The following is a 14,863-nucleotide window of genomic DNA, read 5'->3' as shown; positions in this document are numbered from 1 at the left end:
CGCAAATGAATTCAGACGGTTTGAGTGGCCAGATAGGTGGCTAGCCGGTCGACACATTGCGTCCAGCCTTGAATATGGCCATCGCGTTCAGCTACAGAAGGCAGCCCAATCTGCGTGAATGTCATTTGGGTCTGGCTGGGGCCGTGCGCAGCAAAGATCACAGTCACAAGCGTTTCCCAACCCATATCCGGCAGGTTGTCCCACGCAAAAGTGAAAACCAGCCGCTCGGGTGCAATGATCTCCAGATAGCGCCCGCGCTGCCATAATTCGCGGCCAGCCGGGGAGCGGATGCATATGCGGTAGCTGCCCCCGACCTGGAAGTCCATTTCGCACACCGGCGTGGTGAAATCCTCTCCTCGCTCACGTGGCCCCCACCAGCGAGCCACATGCGCCGGATCGCTCCACACCTGGAACGCCAGCGCCGGTGGTGCGTCCAGCAAGCGGGTAATGACCAATTCATGCTCGCCCGTAACGGCGGGCCACTCATTCTTGAGAATCATCATGTTGCTCCTCAGTCTGTAGTGCGTGGAGATACTGGTTCATCTGATCAAAATTCTGTTCCCAAAACTGGCGGTACTGTTCCGCCCACCCCGCCACTTCCTGCAATGGCGCGGCCTGCAAGCGTCGAGGCCGCCATTGCGCTTCCCGTCCTTGCACAATCAACCCGGCTTTTTCCAGTACCCGCAAATGTTTGGAAATACTGGGCAGCTTCATATCAAACGGCTGCGCCAGTTCTCCTACCGTGGCTTCGCCCAGCGCCAACCGTGCCAGAATCGCCCGGCGAGTCGGGTCAGCCAGGGCGGCAAAGGTGGCACTAAGGGAATCGGTGGACATGTTATTTAGCCAATTGGTTATGTAGCTAAAAGGCTAAATAAATGAGCCGATGATGTCAACGCTAGATGCCAATGGCGCCGACCAATGGATTGATTGAGGTTTGTTATCATGGCTGCGCAATGAAGTCAGCGCTCGAACGCGTGGCCGCTGCGAACCAGAAAAGTGGCGTGTTCTCAAGCGCAACCGCAAAACAAGAAACCCCCGCAAGCTAGGCTTTACGGGGGTTTCTTGTACTTCTTCGGTTGCCCTTGGAAGGTATCCTGGTGGCTATGGCGGGACTCGAACCTGCGACCCCAGCATTATGAGTGCTGTGCTCTAACCGACTGAGCTACATAGCCATGAGAGCCCGAGATTCTGACGGGCGAAGGGTGGGCTGTCAAGCAGCTTGTCGCAATTTATAGCTTGTACGAGTCGTCGCCGTGTTCAAATCCGGCCAGCATCGTTGATAACTCAAGGTTTTTCGAGAATGCAATGACTTTGAAGAGTTCACCCATTTCGGCGGGGCTGGTCAGTTTTTGTACGGCGGCGGCGACTGGGGCGTACTGCTTGATGTTATCCGGGCCTACTGCGGCAAGGCGGGCGGTGAGGCCAGCGTTGAGCAAATACTGCGCTTGCGAGACATAACCTTCCAGTTGCAGGCCATGATCAGCGCCTTGCTGGTACACCCCCGTGAAGTCGACATGGCAAGTCAGGTCTGCCAGTCCCGGCAGGTAGAACGGGTCGGTCATGCCGTGATGGCGGTAATGCGCCATCAGCGTGCCTTGCTTGCGTTGCGGGTGGTAATACTCGATGGCAGGAAAGCCGTAGTCGATGAACAACGCGGCACCCCGTTGTAGCAGGTGGGCGGTGCTGGCGATAAAACCGGGCAGTTCGGGCTGGATTTCGGTGAGATAGTCGCCGGGCAGTTCGAGTGCTTGAGCGGCGTCGCGCAACGGGCTATCGGCGAGTGGTCGATCGTCAAAAGCCAGCGCGTTGTCGCGCCAGACCACGCCACGTTCCAGCAATTCGCCATCTTCGGAGTTGTAAATCAGGGCGCAGGGGATAGCATCGAGCACTTCGTTGCCGACTACAAAACCGGTGAACTGTTGTGGTAAAGAATCCAGCCAGACCACCTTGTCGGCCAGATGCGGTACTAAAGCGTGCAAGGTGGCGCGCTGGCGTTCTTTTAACTCGGCGGACAGATCAACGATATAGTAGTGGCGCGGCAGGGTATCGAGCCGTTCCAGTTCGGTGAGGATCTGCGCGGCAAGCTTGCCGGTGCCCGCGCCAAATTCCAGTACGTCGCCAGTGCCGAGTGTTTGCAGCACTTGGGCCACGCTAGTGGCAATGCAGGCGCCAAACAATGGCGAGAGTTCTGGCGCGGTGACAAAGTCGCCGGCCTCGCCAAATTTGGTGGCGCCGCCGGAATAATAGCCAAGTCCCGGTTCGTACAGCGCCATGCGCATGTAGTCGCTGAAAGGCAGCCAGCCCTTGCGGGCCGCAATGGCGTTACGGATGCGCTCGACCAGTTCGTGACTGGCGGCAAGGGCTTCGGGCGTGGCGGCGGGCAGTTGCGAGGAGGTCATGTCGGCAGCAGAATCGCGCTATGGCTTTGAAATCATCAAGCCGACAATTCTAAATGATCTTGCCTGGGTCGGCTCATGCATGGGCACCCGGGTACAAGCGGAGAGACAAATATGGAAAAGGTGGCGCTGATCACCGGTGGCGCCCGCCGTGTTGGCGCGGGAATCGCCCGTTATTTGCACGCACGGGGCTGGCGCATTGCGCTGCATTACCGCAGTTCGGCCAAAGATGCCGAGCAACTGGCGAGTGAACTGAACACGATTCGCGCGAATTCGGTGCTGACGGTGCAGGCGGACTTGCTGGATATCAGCGCCTTGCCGGTGCTGGTCAACGCCGCAACACGCCATTTCGGGCGGCTGGATGCCGTGGTGAACAACGCGTCATCATTCTTTCCGACGCCGGTGGGCGAATTCACCGAAGCGGCCTGGCATGATTTGCTCGGTTCCAACCTCAAAGCGCCGATCTTTCTGGCGCAGGCCGCTGCCGAAGCATTGCGAGAAACGCGTGGCGTGATTGTGAGCATTGCCGATATCCATGCTGATCGGCCTTATCCGCAGCACACGCTGTACACGGTGGCCAAGGCCGGGCTGGTGGCAATGACGCGCTCGCTGGCGCGCGATCTGGCGCCGCACGTGCGGGTCAACGCGGTGGCGCCGGGCTCCAATCTCTGGCCCGATGGCGACAGCGTGTTTGACGCCGCGGAACGCGCCCGTATCGAAGCCAGCATTCCATTGGGTCGCACTGGCACCCCGGAAGACCTGGCGCAGGCAATCCACTTTTTGCTTGAAGCACCTTATGTAACGGGCGTGATTCTGCCGGTGGATGGCGGGCGCAGTATCGTCCTGTAATGCCTGCATCATGGTCTGAATGCAAACTGCATGGAACGTGCGGCGCATAACGGTCTCAAACCCGCTTCGATGCCCGATCCGCTTTCTTCAGTCTGGAGGTTCGCATGAAAAACGTGATGGTTGCCGCATTGTTGGCTGCAGGTCTGGCTGGTTTCGCCGGCGCCGCGACGCTGGATGTCCCGGTAAGAGCAGCTACAGCTGAAGGAACAGGCCCGGCTCTGGGGACGATCAACATCGCCGAAACGCCATATGGCTTGGTGTTTACCCCGCATCTACAGGGCTTGCCGCCAGGTGTGCATGGTTTTCACGTGCATGAAAATGGCAGCTGCGAGCCGGGAATGAAAGATGGTAAAGCCGTTGCTGCGCTGGCTGCCGGTGGGCATTTTGATCCGCAAAAAACCGGCAAGCATCTGGGGCCTTATGGCGATGGGCACCTGGGCGATTTGCCCGCGCTATACGTCACCGCTGACGGCATGGCTGATTACCCGGTACTGGCGCCTCGGCTGAAGAAAATCAGTGAAATCCAGGGCCACGCTTTGATGGTGCACGCCGGTGGTGATAATCACTCGGACATGCCGCAGCCGCTGGGCGGCGGCGGTGCACGCTTTGCTTGTGGCGTGATTGGCGGCTAAGCCAGCGTTTTATCGGTCTGTCGCAACCAGCAAAAAACGTAAAAACTTCGAATTGCCCGGCGCAGCGCGTGGTTGCTGAGTGCGCATTGCCGGGCGCGTGCGCCTGAGTGTCAATATTTCAGGTAAAATCGCCGTCAATTCAACCATCTATCAACGGGGCGCCTGGCGCCCCGTGAGCTTTTCATCATGAATGCAGCGACCGAAACTGCCGCTTTGTCCGAAGCGGAACAAAAGCAGAAATACAATCTGAACAAGCTGGCCAAACAGCTGCGCCACGCCGTGGGCGACGCCATCAACGATTTCAACATGATCGAGCAGGGCGATAAGGTCATGGTGTGTCTGTCCGGCGGCAAAGACAGTTACACCATGCTCGATATCCTGCTGAGCCTGCAAAAATCGGCACCGATTGATTTCTCGATCGTGGCGGTCAATCTGGACCAGAAACAGCCCGGCTTTCCCGAGCAAGTGCTGCCGGAATACCTGAAAGCGCTGGGCGTGGATTACCGCATTATTGAAGAAGACACGTATTCCATCGTGACTCGCGTGGTGCCGGAAGGCAAAACCACCTGTGGTCTGTGCTCGCGCCTGCGTCGTGGCATTCTGTATCGCGTGGCCGATGAACTGGGCGCAACCAAGATCGCGCTGGGCCATCATCGTGAAGACATCCTGGAAACGCTGTTCCTGAACATGTTCTACGGCGGCAAGATGAAATCCATGCCGCCCAAACTGGTCAGCGACGATGGCAAGCACGTGGTGATCCGTCCGCTGGCGTATTGCCGCGAGAAAGATATCGTGCGCTTCGCCCAGGCCAAGCAATATCCCATCATTCCGTGCAATTTGTGCGGCAGTCAGCCCAATCTGCAACGCGAAGTGGTGGGCGACATGCTCAAGGACTGGGACAAACGCTTCCCCGGCCGCATCGAGAGCATGTTCCGCGCCATGCGCAATGTGGTGCCGTCGCACATGGCCGACACCAAGCTATACGACTTTGCCAATGCCCGCGCCGATGGCGTAGCGCGGGAAGATGGCGACAAAGCGTTTGATCGCGAAAGTTTTAGTGATCCGGCGCGCATCTCGATTTTGGCCAGCCGCCCGGACGATGCGCCGTCAGCCTCGGCCTGCGGGGATTTCTGATGCTGTTTCGCTCCAAACGCATCAGCCCGGCGGCGCATGAAGAAATCCAGATTGATATCTCTGATTCTCTAGGCATTCGTAAACTGCATTTCGGCGGTGATGACACGCAAAGCGCCATGCGGGTGAATGACCCGATTGAACTGGTGCTGGCGTATACCCGCTGTTTGTTTGGTTTTTTGTTGTTCGCCGAGCCGCCAAAACAAGCGTTGTTGATCGGCTTGGGCGGAGGGTCCATTGCCAAGTGGATCCACGAAAAAATGCCGGAGACACATCTGACGGCGGTCGAACTGCATCCGCAAGTGGTCGCCGTTGCCCGCAGCATGTTCCAGACGCCTGCGGACGACGACCAGTTTCAGGTCATCGTGGGCGATGGCGCGGCGCATGTCTACGGCATGGCGGATGACAGCGCCGACCTGATTGTCATGGACGCCTACGGCCCCTCAGGCATTGCCGAACCATTGGCGACCTCCGATTTCTTCAGTGCCTGTCGCGATCGGCTGACTGCGGACGGGATTCTGGCCGTGAATCTGTGGGGTTCCGACCGACGGTTTGAGACCTATCGCGAACGCCTTTCGCAGGTTTTTGATGGCCGGGTGCTGCTGTTGCCCGCGCGCCAGAAGGGTAATGTCATGGCGTTTTGCTTTGCCCGTGGGTTAAACAACCCCACCTGGCAGGCGCTGGCAGCCAGGGCAGAAGTGCTCAAACCCCGCTACGGGCTCGAATTTGATGAATTTGTGAGCGACCTGGCGCGGTTGAATGCGCACAACGATCGCAAGCTATTCATTTGAAGTGATCTTTCGCTGAAGCGGCTTGCCAGCTATGACATTGGCAATATTTACCGCTTCGCCTGGCCCGGGAATGGCTTCTGATTTTGGTCAAGAATCATTTGCAGGTTTCCAAGCCTGGCCGGATGTGAAAAAATCAGGGTTAACCAAAGCTTAACAAGGTATTACCCCATGCTCGACCGAGACGGTTATCGTCCGAACGTCGGCATCATCATCATCAACCACAGGAATCAGGTCTTCTGGGGCAAACGCGTACGCGAGCATTCCTGGCAATTCCCGCAAGGCGGGATCAAACAGGGTGAAACACCGGAACAAGCCATGTTCCGCGAGCTGATGGAAGAAGTCGGCCTGTCACACCAACAGGTCGAGATCATCGGGCGCACGCGTGAGTGGTTGAAATATGATGTGCCGACTAACTGGGTTCGCCGCGAATGGCGCGGCACTTATAAAGGACAAAAGCAGATCTGGTTTTTACTGCGGCTCAAAGGGCATGACTCCGATGTCTGCCTGCGCCGTACCAACCACCCGGAATTCGACGCCTGGCGCTGGAATGACTGGTGGGCACCGCTGGAAGCCGTGATTGAATTCAAGCGCGGCGTCTATGAAGCGGCGTTGTCTGAACTGGCGCGCTTTCTTGAGCGTACGCCAGATCGACGGGCGCATCTTTAAGCACCTGCGCCGGTTCAACCTGGCCTGGTTTTATCCGGCAGTGTGTTTTTTTTGAAGCTGTAAAAAGTCGTAAAGCATTTCAGGATCGCCCCGGCAGAGCCCGTTTTCTGCCGGGGCGCCTGTTTATTTGTCGGGTTGGTTTACAAACCCGGACGGCCCGTTCCGGGCTGCGCAACAAGGCTCACCAGAAGGCCCGCGCCATGCCAGAAGCATCTGACCGCTCTCCCTCGGAAATGCACTGGCGCTCGCTCGCCGGGCTTAATCTGTTTCGTTTGCTGTGCGTGGTCGGCCTGATCATCAGCATCGTGTTGTTCTCCCGCCGACTGGTGCTTGATCCGGAGCTGCGCCAACCCTTTGTGTGGCTGATCAGTGGCGATCTGATCCTGATTGCGCTATTTGCCATCACCATCCGCAAACGCATTCCCAATTTTGAAATCCAGCTGAGTGCGCAAGTCGTCACGGACGTGATCTTTCTGGTCAGTCTGATGGATTTGTTTGGCGGGGTGAAAAGCGGCCTGGGCATTCTGTTATTGCCATATCTGGCCGCTGCCGGCTTGATCTCGCGTGGCCGCATGACGCTGTTTCACGCTGCAGTGGCCAGTATTGCGCTGCTGATTGAACAAGGCTGGCGGGTGCTCAATTACCAGTCCAGTTTTGACGAGAATTTCACCCCGGCTTTGTTGTGTATCGCTTGTTTCGCGGTGGCGTGGCTGGGACATCGCCTGTCGCGTCTGGCCGAAGCCAGCGAAAAACTGGCCGAGCAGCGCGGCGTGGATTTGCAGAATCTGGCACAGGTGAACCAACGCATTTTGCAAGATGTCTCGGATGGCGTGGTGGTGGTGGATGGTGCCGGGCATATCCGTCAGTTCAACGAGCGGGCGGAGCTATTGACCGGGCAACGTTTACAGATCGGCGAGCGGCTGGCCGCGTCCTTGCCGTTGCTGGGTAAGGCGGTAACCGGTTGGCAGGCGGACCGGCAACGCCCGCTGGAACTGGTGGCTGGCGTGTCACCACAAAACACCTTGCGCTTGCGCATGGTTGGCTTGTCTGCCGCCGAGCCGGGTGATGTGATGGTTTATCTGGAAGATATGGACCGGCTACGGCAGGAGTCGCAGCAACTCAAGCTGGCAGCGCTGGGACGGCTGACCGCCAATCTGGCCCATGAGATCCGCAATCCGCTGTCGGCAATTTCTCATGCAGCTCAATTGCTGGGCGAAGAAACACATTCCGATCCACTCTATACCCGGTTGACGCGCATTATTGACGACAACGCCAACCGGCTCGAACGCATGGTGCGGGATGTGCTCGAGTTGAATCGGCGTGACCGCCTGCAGATGACCGAAATCGACCTGGCTAACTGGTTGCAAGGCTTTTTGCTGGAGTTTCGTCAGGTAGAAAACATCGTTCCGCAGTTAACGCTGTCTTGTCCGGCCAATGCGGTGATACGGTTCGACCCCGGTCATTTGCATCAGGTGTTGTGGAATCTGGCGCGTAATGGCTGGCGTTATTGCAGCCAGGGCGAAAACAGCCTGACTTTTACCGTCGAGTTGCTTGACGGCCGCTGGCAACTGGACGTGTTTAATGACGGACCGCCCGTGCCGGCTGATGCGCAAGTGCAACTGTTCGAGCCTTTCTTTACTACCGAATCCAAAGGCACCGGGCTTGGCTTGTATATTGCACGGGAAATCTGCGCCGCGAACGCAGCGCAACTTGAATACGCGCCCCCGCCAGATGGTGGAGCGCGCTTTCGCATTACCTTCGGAATGAATGATGGCCAGAAAAACACGAACGGATAAGCGCGTATTGGTGGTCGACGATGAAGTTGATCTGGCCGAACTGCTGGAGCTGACGTTGCTCAAAATGGGCCTGTCGGTCGATACCGCCAACAGTGTGGCCGAGGCTCGGCATTGCCTGGATCGCCAGCGTTACGATTTCTGCCTGACCGACATGCGCATGACCGATGGTGACGGGCTGGAAGTCATTCAGTACATCCAGAGTAAAAAGCTCGATTTGCCGGTGGCCGTGATTACCGCTTATGGCAGCACCCAGAATGCCGTGGCCGCACTCAAGGCCGGCGCGTTTGATTATCTGGCCAAGCCGGTGTCGCTGGAGCAACTGCGCACGCTGATCAAATCCGCCCTCAGTCTGGATGACGAAACAGACGAAGCAACCACCTCCGGTCAACCGCCGCGCATGCTGTTGGGCGAATCGCCGGCCATGAAACAAGTGCTGGAATTGATCGACAAACTCGCCCGCAGTCAGGCGCCGGTCTATGTCAGTGGCGAATCGGGTTCGGGCAAGGAGCGTGCGGCGCGGCTGATTCACGCCCAGTCAGCGCGCGTCGAAAAGCCGTTTGTGGCCGTTAACTGCGGTGCTATCCCGGAAAACCTGATGGAAAGCGAGTTTTTCGGTTACCGCAAAGGGGCGTTTACCGGCGCCGATGCCGATCGCGACGGTTTTTTCCAGGCCGCACATGGCGGCACATTGTTTCTGGATGAAGTGGCCGATCTGCCGTTGCCCATGCAGGTCAAACTGCTGCGGGCCATTCAGGAACGCAAAGTACGCAAGGTTGGCGCCACGCAAGAAGAAGCCGTGGACGTGCGCATTATCTGCGCCACGCATCAAAACCTGGCACGCTGCGTCGAAAGCGGCCGGTTTCGCCAGGACTTGTACTACCGGCTTAATGTGATTGAACTGCACATGCCGCCATTGCGTGAAATGGGCGCAGATGTCGAGCTGATTGCCCGCAATCTGCTTGTCCGACTGGCACAGCAAAGCGGGCAAACTGTTCCGACTTTTGCGCCAGAAGCGCTCACCGCGCTACGCCACTACGCTTTTCCCGGCAACGTACGTGAGCTGGAAAACATGCTGGAACGGGCGCTGGCGCTGTGTGACGGCGCGTTGATTGTGGCCGATGATTTGCAGATCAACCCCGCCGCCGAATCAACGCGTGAAGGCGGAGCGCTGGATGTAACTGACTCGCTGCAGGACTATCTGGACCGGGTTGAGCGTGCGGCAATTCTGGATGCGCTGGAGAAAACCAGCGGCAACCGCACTCAGGCCGCCAAGGTGCTGGGGGTGACTTTCCGGTCGTTCCGCTACCGGATGGAGCGTTTGGGGATTTGATTTTTGCTGGGAGCGGCGGATTGGGTGTGCAGGGCGGCTGTAACTCGCTTGGCGTCGTTGGTTTCGTGTTGCGCCGATTTCAAAACTTGCTGCGTTAGTGCCTTCAGCACAGGTTTGCAAGGCGTTTGATACCCGGGGGTACCCGGGAGCACGCTTCTTTTCTTTGCGTCGCCAAAGAAAGGTGTCCCAAAGTCCCGCAGGGCAGGATAGCAAAAGGCGACCCCGCTGCCGCACGGGGGCCCGAAGTCAAAAGACGAAGCAAATTCGTTTGTTTACCAGGTTTTTGTAGCCCGGATGAAGCGTGGCGGGAATCCAGGGTAGCGATGCCGATCAATGCTGATGCAGCGACCTTTGTTGCCTGCCATGCACTCGTTGCCATGCTTTATTTACGCTGGCTCGCGCGCTGCGATTCAAATCCCGTCCACTTCCAGTTCGCCACCACCCAATTGCCACACGCGCCCGCCCACGGCGACCCGGCGCTGGGCATCGACATCCAGATACAGCACGGAAAGCGGCGAGATGCGGCGGTGAATGGTGTGGCCTTGTTCGATGCGGAAAGAGAATGGCGGCGTATTGCCATTGGCGATAAACCAGTGGCCGATGGCCGCCGCCGCGCTGCCCGCACCAAAATCTTCCTGCAGATGGAACGGGTCGGCGGTAAAGGCACGCAACGTCAGCACTTCGCCATCATTACTCCACAAAGCAATCTGCAATAAATGATGCGGATTGCCCAAGCTCTGCATCAACAGATCCAGTCGGGGCGCCACTTGCAGCACGTGCTGACGCGCACGCAGCGGGATGACCAACTGGGTGAAGTCGCTATCCACCCATAAAAGCGGGCCGGACAAATCGGCAGGGTTGAGTCCCAAGGCAGCTGCCAGCGCCAGGTTATCCACTTGGGCAGCGCGAGCGTGGGCTTGCGGCGTTTGCACCCACCACAAGTCGTTCTTTTTGTAGCCGATGGTGGGGGCGCCGATGGCAATTTGCGCGGCAATGCTCGAAGCACCGAGCGCCACCATCGTGGAATAAGGCAGCGCCAACTGCGGCGTGTAGGCCGACCAGGACTGGCTGCGCGTTTCCAGAAAACCGGTTTCCGGAGCACAAAACTGATAGGCCAGGCGCTGCGCAACCGCTGCATCCGGGCGTTTTGCGGTCTCACAAATGACCAGCGGACAGCCGCCCATGCGACGTTCGCCAAACACATTCAAAAGGTGAAACGGGATTTTTACCATTTTTGATAACCATTCATGCCGCATAGCGCCGAGGAGGGGGTGTTATTTGTTACAATGCTCGGGTTTGTCCCAACTGTCCGATCAACGTCTTTCTGATAGCGAATCCCATGTCTTCTGCACTTGAACTGATTGCCGAAAAAGACCTGCCACTGGCGCGTGACCTTGAAATCCTGGCCGATGTGCTCGAAAGCACCATTCGCGAACAAACCGGTAATGCCGCCGCGGACCAGATCGGTGCCATTCGGGATCTCGCAATTCGTTATGTGGAAGGCCGCGATCCGGAAGCCAGTGTGGCGCTTGCCCGCACATTGTCGACACTTGATCTGTCCAACGCGATGGCGCTGGTGCGAGCATTCAGTTATTTCTCGCATCTGTCCAATATAGCGGAGGACTTGCATCATAACCGTCGTCGCCGTATCCACAAAATGCATGGCTCGGAAGCGCAACGTGGCAGCATCGAAGCGGCTATCAATGCGCTGATCGCCCGCGATATCAAGCCATCTGAAATTCTGGCGATGCTGGGCGAAACGCTCATCGCGCCGGTGCTCACTGCCCACCCGACTGAAGTCAAACGTAAAACCATTCTGGAATGCCACGCTGCGATTTCCGAATTGCTGGTAGCGCGTGACCGCAATGCAATGACGCGCGAAGAAGAGCGCGCCAATCGCGAAGCACTGGAACGCGTGGTGCTGACGCTGTGGCAAACCCGCGAAATCCGTACCTTCAAGCTCAAGGTGCAGGACGAAGTCGAAAACGGTGCCACGTTCTTCCGCAGCACTTTCCTGCATGAAGTGCCACGTTTGTATATCGATCTGGAAGACAAACTGGCCGCGTTGTCCGGCGCCGATGTCGAGCTGCCCAATTTTGTGCACATCGGTTCGTGGATTGGGGGCGACCGCGACGGTAATCCGTTTGTGAATGGCGATGTGATGCGCTACGCCGTGTCGCGCCAATCGGGTATCGCGCTGGATTACTACTATCAACAGTGTTCCAAATTGGGCGCTGAACTTTCCATGTCGACGCGCCTGGTGCAAGTCGACCAGGCGCTGCAACGCCTGGCAGAACAAGCCGCAGAAGACGAACGCAAGACAGAAGAGCCGTATCGTCTGGCCGTGGGTCATATCACCGCGCGTATTTTTGCCACCGCCATCAAGATCGGCACTTTCCATCATCAACTGCATGATGTGGCGCGTGCGCCGGAATACGAAAGCGCCGCCGAGCTGGAACGCGATCTGCAAATTGTGTCGGATTCGCTCAAGTCGCATGGCGCCGCCAAACTGGCCAATGGCCGTCTGCGTCGCTTGCTGCGCGCCGTGTCGGTATTTGGTTTCTACCTGGCACCGGTGGACATGCGCCAGCATGCTGGCATGCATGAGAAGGTGATTTCGGAACTGTTCCAGAAAGCTGGTCTTGAGGATTATCCCAAGCTGGATGAAGCCTCACGCCGCGTGGTACTGCTGCGTGAACTGGCCAGCCCGCGCCCGCTGATCTGCCCGCATGTGGATTACACCGAAGATACCCAGAAAGAAGTGGATATCTATGCTGCCGCCGCTGAGTTGCAGGCGCGTTATGGCTCCGAAGTACTGCCCAATTACATCATTTCCAACTGCGAGTCGGTCTCCGACCTGCTGGAAGTGGCGGTATTGATGAATGAAGTCGGTCTGATTCAACTCACTCCGATCCCAAAAGCAAAGATCAACGTTATCCCGCTGTTTGAAACCACCGCCGACCTGCGTAACAGCGGCCAGATCATGGCTGAACTGTTTGCCTTGCCGCAGTGGCGCACCATCGTGGCCGGACGCGGTCAGGTGCAGGAAGTCATGCTGGGCTATTCGGATTCCAACAAGGACGGCGGTTACCTCACATCCAACTGGGAGCTGTACAAAGCCGAATTGAACCTGGTCAAGGTGTTTGAGGGCGTCGGGATCAAAATGCGCCTGTTCCATGGTCGCGGCGGTACGGTGGGTCGTGGCGGTGGTCCCGCATTTGATGCCATCGTGGCGCAGCCAGTGGGTTCGGTGAACGGCCAGATTCGTATTACCGAGCAGGGCGAAGTGATTGCCTCCAAGTTTGCTGACCGCGAAGTCGGTCGCCGCAATCTGGAAATCATGATCTCCGCCACGCTGGAAGCCAGCTTCCCGACGGATGAACAAGCCCGCGTTGATACGCCAGAGCGTCACAAGCTGGCCGAGCGCCTGTCGCTGCGTGCGTACCAGGCCTACCGTGATCTGGTTTACGCCACACCGGAATTCATCACTTATTTCCGTGAAGCAACGCCGATCAACGAGATCCCGAACCTGAACATCGGTTCGCGTCCAAGTGCGCGCAAGAACACCAATTCGATCGCCGATCTGCGGGCGATTCCTTGGGTGTTCTCGTGGTCGCAATGCCGTTTGATGCTGCCGGGCTGGTTTGGCTTTGGCACGGCGATTGCCGAATACCTGGCCGAGACCGACGAAGCGGGTCTGGCCGTCTTGCAAGAACTGTATCGCGAATGGCCGTTCTTCCAGGTCACCGTATCCAATATGGAAATGGTGCTGGCCAAGTCGGATATCGCCATTGCCGCGCGTTACTCCGAACTGGTGCAGGATCAGGACCTGGCTCGCCGTATCTTCGGTCGTATCCGTGATGAATGGCAACGCGCTGTAGACGCCGTGCTGGCCATCACTGGTCACAAAGAGCTGCTGGGTGATAACCCGATGCTGGCGCGCAGCCTGGATAATCGTCTGCCGTATCTGGACCCGCTCAACCACTTGCAAGTTGAATTGCTCAAGCGCCTGCGTGCGGGTGATGAAAGCGAAGACCTGCAACACGCGGTGCATTTGACGATTAACGGGATTGCGGCCGGTTTGCGTAACAGTGGTTAATACCGCTCAGCAATAAACGCCCGATCCGGCATATACTCGCCGCCATGATCCGTCGCTTTGTTTCTTTCGAGGCTACCGGGTTGATGGCGGCGATTTCTTTTGCCTGTGCCACTCACCTGGTCAACGCTGCTGGACTGCCTAGCCACTTTGGCGAGCAGATGGAGGCCGCGCTGTCTTGCCATTCCGAGTGGTCTACCAGCTGGTGGCGGGCGTATTTTCGCAATTACCTGGGAAAGCCGCTGCGCACCTGGGGCGATGCGGAGTGGTTCGACGCCAAAAATGCCCAGCTGGCGGGCAACACAGCCAGCGAAGTATTCGTCAATTTGCCAGAAAGTGGTGCCTTGATGGTCGGCGTACTGATTCCTTCCCCGGTGGATACGGTGCGCAAACAACTGGAAGCCACCCTCAACACCCAGTTCGTTCCTCTGGCCGGGCCTTACCCGCGCTATCTCTCCAAATTCGGCAGTGTGCTGGTGGGTTTGTCCAACAAACAAACCAAGTGGTATTGCGCGCGCTGGAGTCTGGGCAACCGTCCCTGAATTACCCGCTACCGCGATTTTGAGTTGTTCATGCAGACCTCTGTGATGCTTTTGGCATAACAGGTTGTTCATGTTTATAGATACCACTTTGTCATAATTCCACACCTCTGCCTTTTGCTTGCCACGTCAGCGTTGACCGATTTTTCTCGGACACAAGTTGTTGACAGTCCCTTAAAGAAAAAAGACTGGGTGGTGAAAATATTCATCACCAGGCCGATGCACAGGCACAACAAACACCCTGCATTTCGTCGGCGACAAACGTCATATGTATCCGCCCGGCGGGCGCTTCGGTTTGCGCAATTCTGGATAATTCTTTTCTTATGTTGCAACGCAATAGTAATAAATAGTCCTTTCCACACAGCAATTTGAGCAAATAATTTATTTATTGCTGCAGTGCAGCATCTGCGGTGAGTCCGCTGAAGCTTGCTGCCGGCAATAGACGGTACCGAACGTCTGTCCAGGGTAAAACCCGTACGTCGGTCGCAGGCTTGACGTCAGATTCCGGTTTGGCGGCTAATGGGCGCCGTGGAACCCGAAGGCTGCATAAGGGTGTCGGTTACCGTCAGCACAAAGCACTGCGAGCAAGGTGCAATAGAAAACATCATCTGACGACCAGACCACTGGATGCGCATGA

Annotated in this window: 13 protein-coding genes and 1 tRNA gene; 9 read left to right on the top strand and 5 right to left on the bottom strand. The window is 57.4% G+C overall.

Annotation, left to right across the window (positions count from 1 at the left end; translation table 11 throughout):
* Window positions 1-11: 11 nt before the first annotated feature.
* From P4L78_RS09095 to P4L78_RS09080, 4 genes are all read right to left on the bottom strand, one after another.
* Window positions 12-503 carry an SRPBCC domain-containing protein gene (locus P4L78_RS09095; RefSeq protein WP_309327709.1) on the bottom strand — a complete coding sequence of 164 codons (492 nt, stop codon included), beginning with the start codon at window positions 501-503 and terminating at the stop codon, window positions 12-14.
* Window positions 484-834 (bottom strand): metalloregulator ArsR/SmtB family transcription factor, encoded by a 351-nt coding sequence (locus tag P4L78_RS09090; protein WP_309327708.1) that lies wholly within the window; start codon window positions 832-834, stop codon window positions 484-486. The genes P4L78_RS09095 and P4L78_RS09090 overlap by 20 nt, the downstream gene beginning before the upstream one ends.
* Window positions 835-1,095: 261 nt before the next feature.
* Window positions 1,096-1,172 (bottom strand) — tRNA-Met (locus tag P4L78_RS09085).
* 57 nt (window positions 1,173-1,229) lie between these two features.
* Complete coding sequence (locus P4L78_RS09080) at window positions 1,230-2,399, bottom strand: SAM-dependent methyltransferase (protein WP_309327707.1); 1,170 nt, start codon at window positions 2,397-2,399, stop codon at window positions 1,230-1,232.
* Window positions 2,400-2,510: 111 nt separating this feature from the next.
* On the opposite strand from P4L78_RS09080, the gene P4L78_RS09075 reads away from it, so the two are divergent.
* The 7 genes from P4L78_RS09075 to P4L78_RS09045 all read left to right on the top strand — a co-directional run bounded on the left by P4L78_RS09075 (window position 2,511) and on the right by P4L78_RS09045 (window position 9,591).
* On the top strand, window positions 2,511-3,245 hold the full coding sequence (locus tag P4L78_RS09075; RefSeq protein ID WP_283147769.1) for a pteridine reductase: 735 nt from the start codon (window positions 2,511-2,513) through the stop codon (window positions 3,243-3,245).
* Between the two features lie 104 nt (window positions 3,246-3,349).
* A complete protein-coding gene (sodC, locus tag P4L78_RS09070) occupies window positions 3,350-3,877 on the top strand; it encodes a superoxide dismutase [Cu-Zn] SodC (RefSeq protein ID WP_309327705.1) in 528 nt (175 codons plus the stop codon).
* 186 nt (window positions 3,878-4,063) lie between these two features.
* Complete coding sequence (ttcA, locus tag P4L78_RS09065) at window positions 4,064-5,011, top strand: tRNA 2-thiocytidine(32) synthetase TtcA (RefSeq protein WP_309327704.1); 948 nt, start codon at window positions 4,064-4,066, stop codon at window positions 5,009-5,011.
* The gene (locus tag P4L78_RS09060; RefSeq protein ID WP_309327703.1) at window positions 5,011-5,799 is read left to right on the top strand and encodes a fused MFS/spermidine synthase; all 789 of its coding nucleotides are present in this window, start codon (window positions 5,011-5,013) and stop codon (window positions 5,797-5,799) included. The genes ttcA and P4L78_RS09060 overlap by 1 nt, the downstream gene beginning before the upstream one ends.
* A gap of 168 nt (window positions 5,800-5,967) precedes the next feature.
* Complete coding sequence (locus P4L78_RS09055) at window positions 5,968-6,465, top strand: RNA pyrophosphohydrolase (RefSeq protein WP_283147773.1); 498 nt, start codon at window positions 5,968-5,970, stop codon at window positions 6,463-6,465.
* Window positions 6,466-6,665: 200 nt separating this feature from the next.
* Entirely contained in the window at window positions 6,666-8,261 is a 1,596-nt protein-coding gene (locus tag P4L78_RS09050) for a PAS domain-containing sensor histidine kinase (RefSeq protein WP_283147774.1), read from the top strand.
* Window positions 8,233-9,591 (top strand): sigma-54 dependent transcriptional regulator, encoded by a 1,359-nt coding sequence (locus P4L78_RS09045; RefSeq protein WP_309327702.1) that lies wholly within the window; start codon window positions 8,233-8,235, stop codon window positions 9,589-9,591. Before P4L78_RS09050 ends, P4L78_RS09045 begins: the two co-directional genes overlap by 29 nt.
* A gap of 410 nt (window positions 9,592-10,001) precedes the next feature.
* Here P4L78_RS09045 and P4L78_RS09040 read toward each other — a convergent pair whose 3' ends face one another.
* On the bottom strand, window positions 10,002-10,823 hold the full coding sequence (locus P4L78_RS09040) for a PhzF family phenazine biosynthesis protein (protein ID WP_309327701.1): 822 nt from the start codon (window positions 10,821-10,823) through the stop codon (window positions 10,002-10,004).
* Window positions 10,824-10,930: 107 nt separating this feature from the next.
* Between P4L78_RS09040 and ppc the strand changes: the two genes are divergently transcribed.
* Together ppc and P4L78_RS09030 are read left to right on the top strand one after the other, a co-directional pair.
* A complete protein-coding gene (ppc, locus tag P4L78_RS09035) occupies window positions 10,931-13,690 on the top strand; it encodes a phosphoenolpyruvate carboxylase (protein WP_309327700.1) in 2,760 nt (919 codons plus the stop codon).
* A gap of 44 nt (window positions 13,691-13,734) precedes the next feature.
* On the top strand, window positions 13,735-14,229 hold the full coding sequence (locus P4L78_RS09030; RefSeq protein ID WP_309327699.1) for a hypothetical protein: 495 nt from the start codon (window positions 13,735-13,737) through the stop codon (window positions 14,227-14,229).
* The last annotated feature ends 634 nt before the right edge of the window (window positions 14,230-14,863 follow it).

It is taken from the genome of Silvimonas sp., from assembly GCF_031291215.1.
In the GTDB taxonomy this organism is placed as follows: Bacteria; Pseudomonadota; Gammaproteobacteria; order Burkholderiales; family Chitinibacteraceae; genus Silvimonas; species Silvimonas soli.
The sequence above is the reverse complement of the archived record's forward strand: the minus strand, read 5'-3'. Positions and strand labels throughout refer to the sequence as shown.

What these genes read in the sequence shown, in the direction of transcription:
- P4L78_RS09095 (WP_309327709.1), bottom strand. Translation starts at nt 503, where the DNA reads ATGATGATTCTCAAGAATGAGTGGCCCGCCGTTACGGGCGAGCATGAA.
- P4L78_RS09090 (WP_309327708.1), bottom strand. Translation starts at nt 834, where the DNA reads ATGTCCACCGATTCCCTTAGTGCCACCTTTGCCGCCCTGGCTGACCCG.
- P4L78_RS09080 (WP_309327707.1), bottom strand. Translation starts at nt 2,399, where the DNA reads ATGACCTCCTCGCAACTGCCCGCCGCCACGCCCGAAGCCCTTGCCGCC.
- P4L78_RS09075 (WP_283147769.1), top strand. Translation starts at nt 2,511, where the DNA reads ATGGAAAAGGTGGCGCTGATCACCGGTGGCGCCCGCCGTGTTGGCGCG.
- sodC (WP_309327705.1), top strand. Translation starts at nt 3,350, where the DNA reads ATGAAAAACGTGATGGTTGCCGCATTGTTGGCTGCAGGTCTGGCTGGT.
- ttcA (WP_309327704.1), top strand. Translation starts at nt 4,064, where the DNA reads ATGAATGCAGCGACCGAAACTGCCGCTTTGTCCGAAGCGGAACAAAAG.
- P4L78_RS09060 (WP_309327703.1), top strand. Translation starts at nt 5,011, where the DNA reads ATGCTGTTTCGCTCCAAACGCATCAGCCCGGCGGCGCATGAAGAAATC.
- P4L78_RS09055 (WP_283147773.1), top strand. Translation starts at nt 5,968, where the DNA reads ATGCTCGACCGAGACGGTTATCGTCCGAACGTCGGCATCATCATCATC.
- P4L78_RS09050 (WP_283147774.1), top strand. Translation starts at nt 6,666, where the DNA reads ATGCCAGAAGCATCTGACCGCTCTCCCTCGGAAATGCACTGGCGCTCG.
- P4L78_RS09045 (WP_309327702.1), top strand. Translation starts at nt 8,233, where the DNA reads ATGATGGCCAGAAAAACACGAACGGATAAGCGCGTATTGGTGGTCGAC.
- P4L78_RS09040 (WP_309327701.1), bottom strand. Translation starts at nt 10,823, where the DNA reads ATGGTAAAAATCCCGTTTCACCTTTTGAATGTGTTTGGCGAACGTCGC.
- ppc (WP_309327700.1), top strand. Translation starts at nt 10,931, where the DNA reads ATGTCTTCTGCACTTGAACTGATTGCCGAAAAAGACCTGCCACTGGCG.
- P4L78_RS09030 (WP_309327699.1), top strand. Translation starts at nt 13,735, where the DNA reads ATGATCCGTCGCTTTGTTTCTTTCGAGGCTACCGGGTTGATGGCGGCG.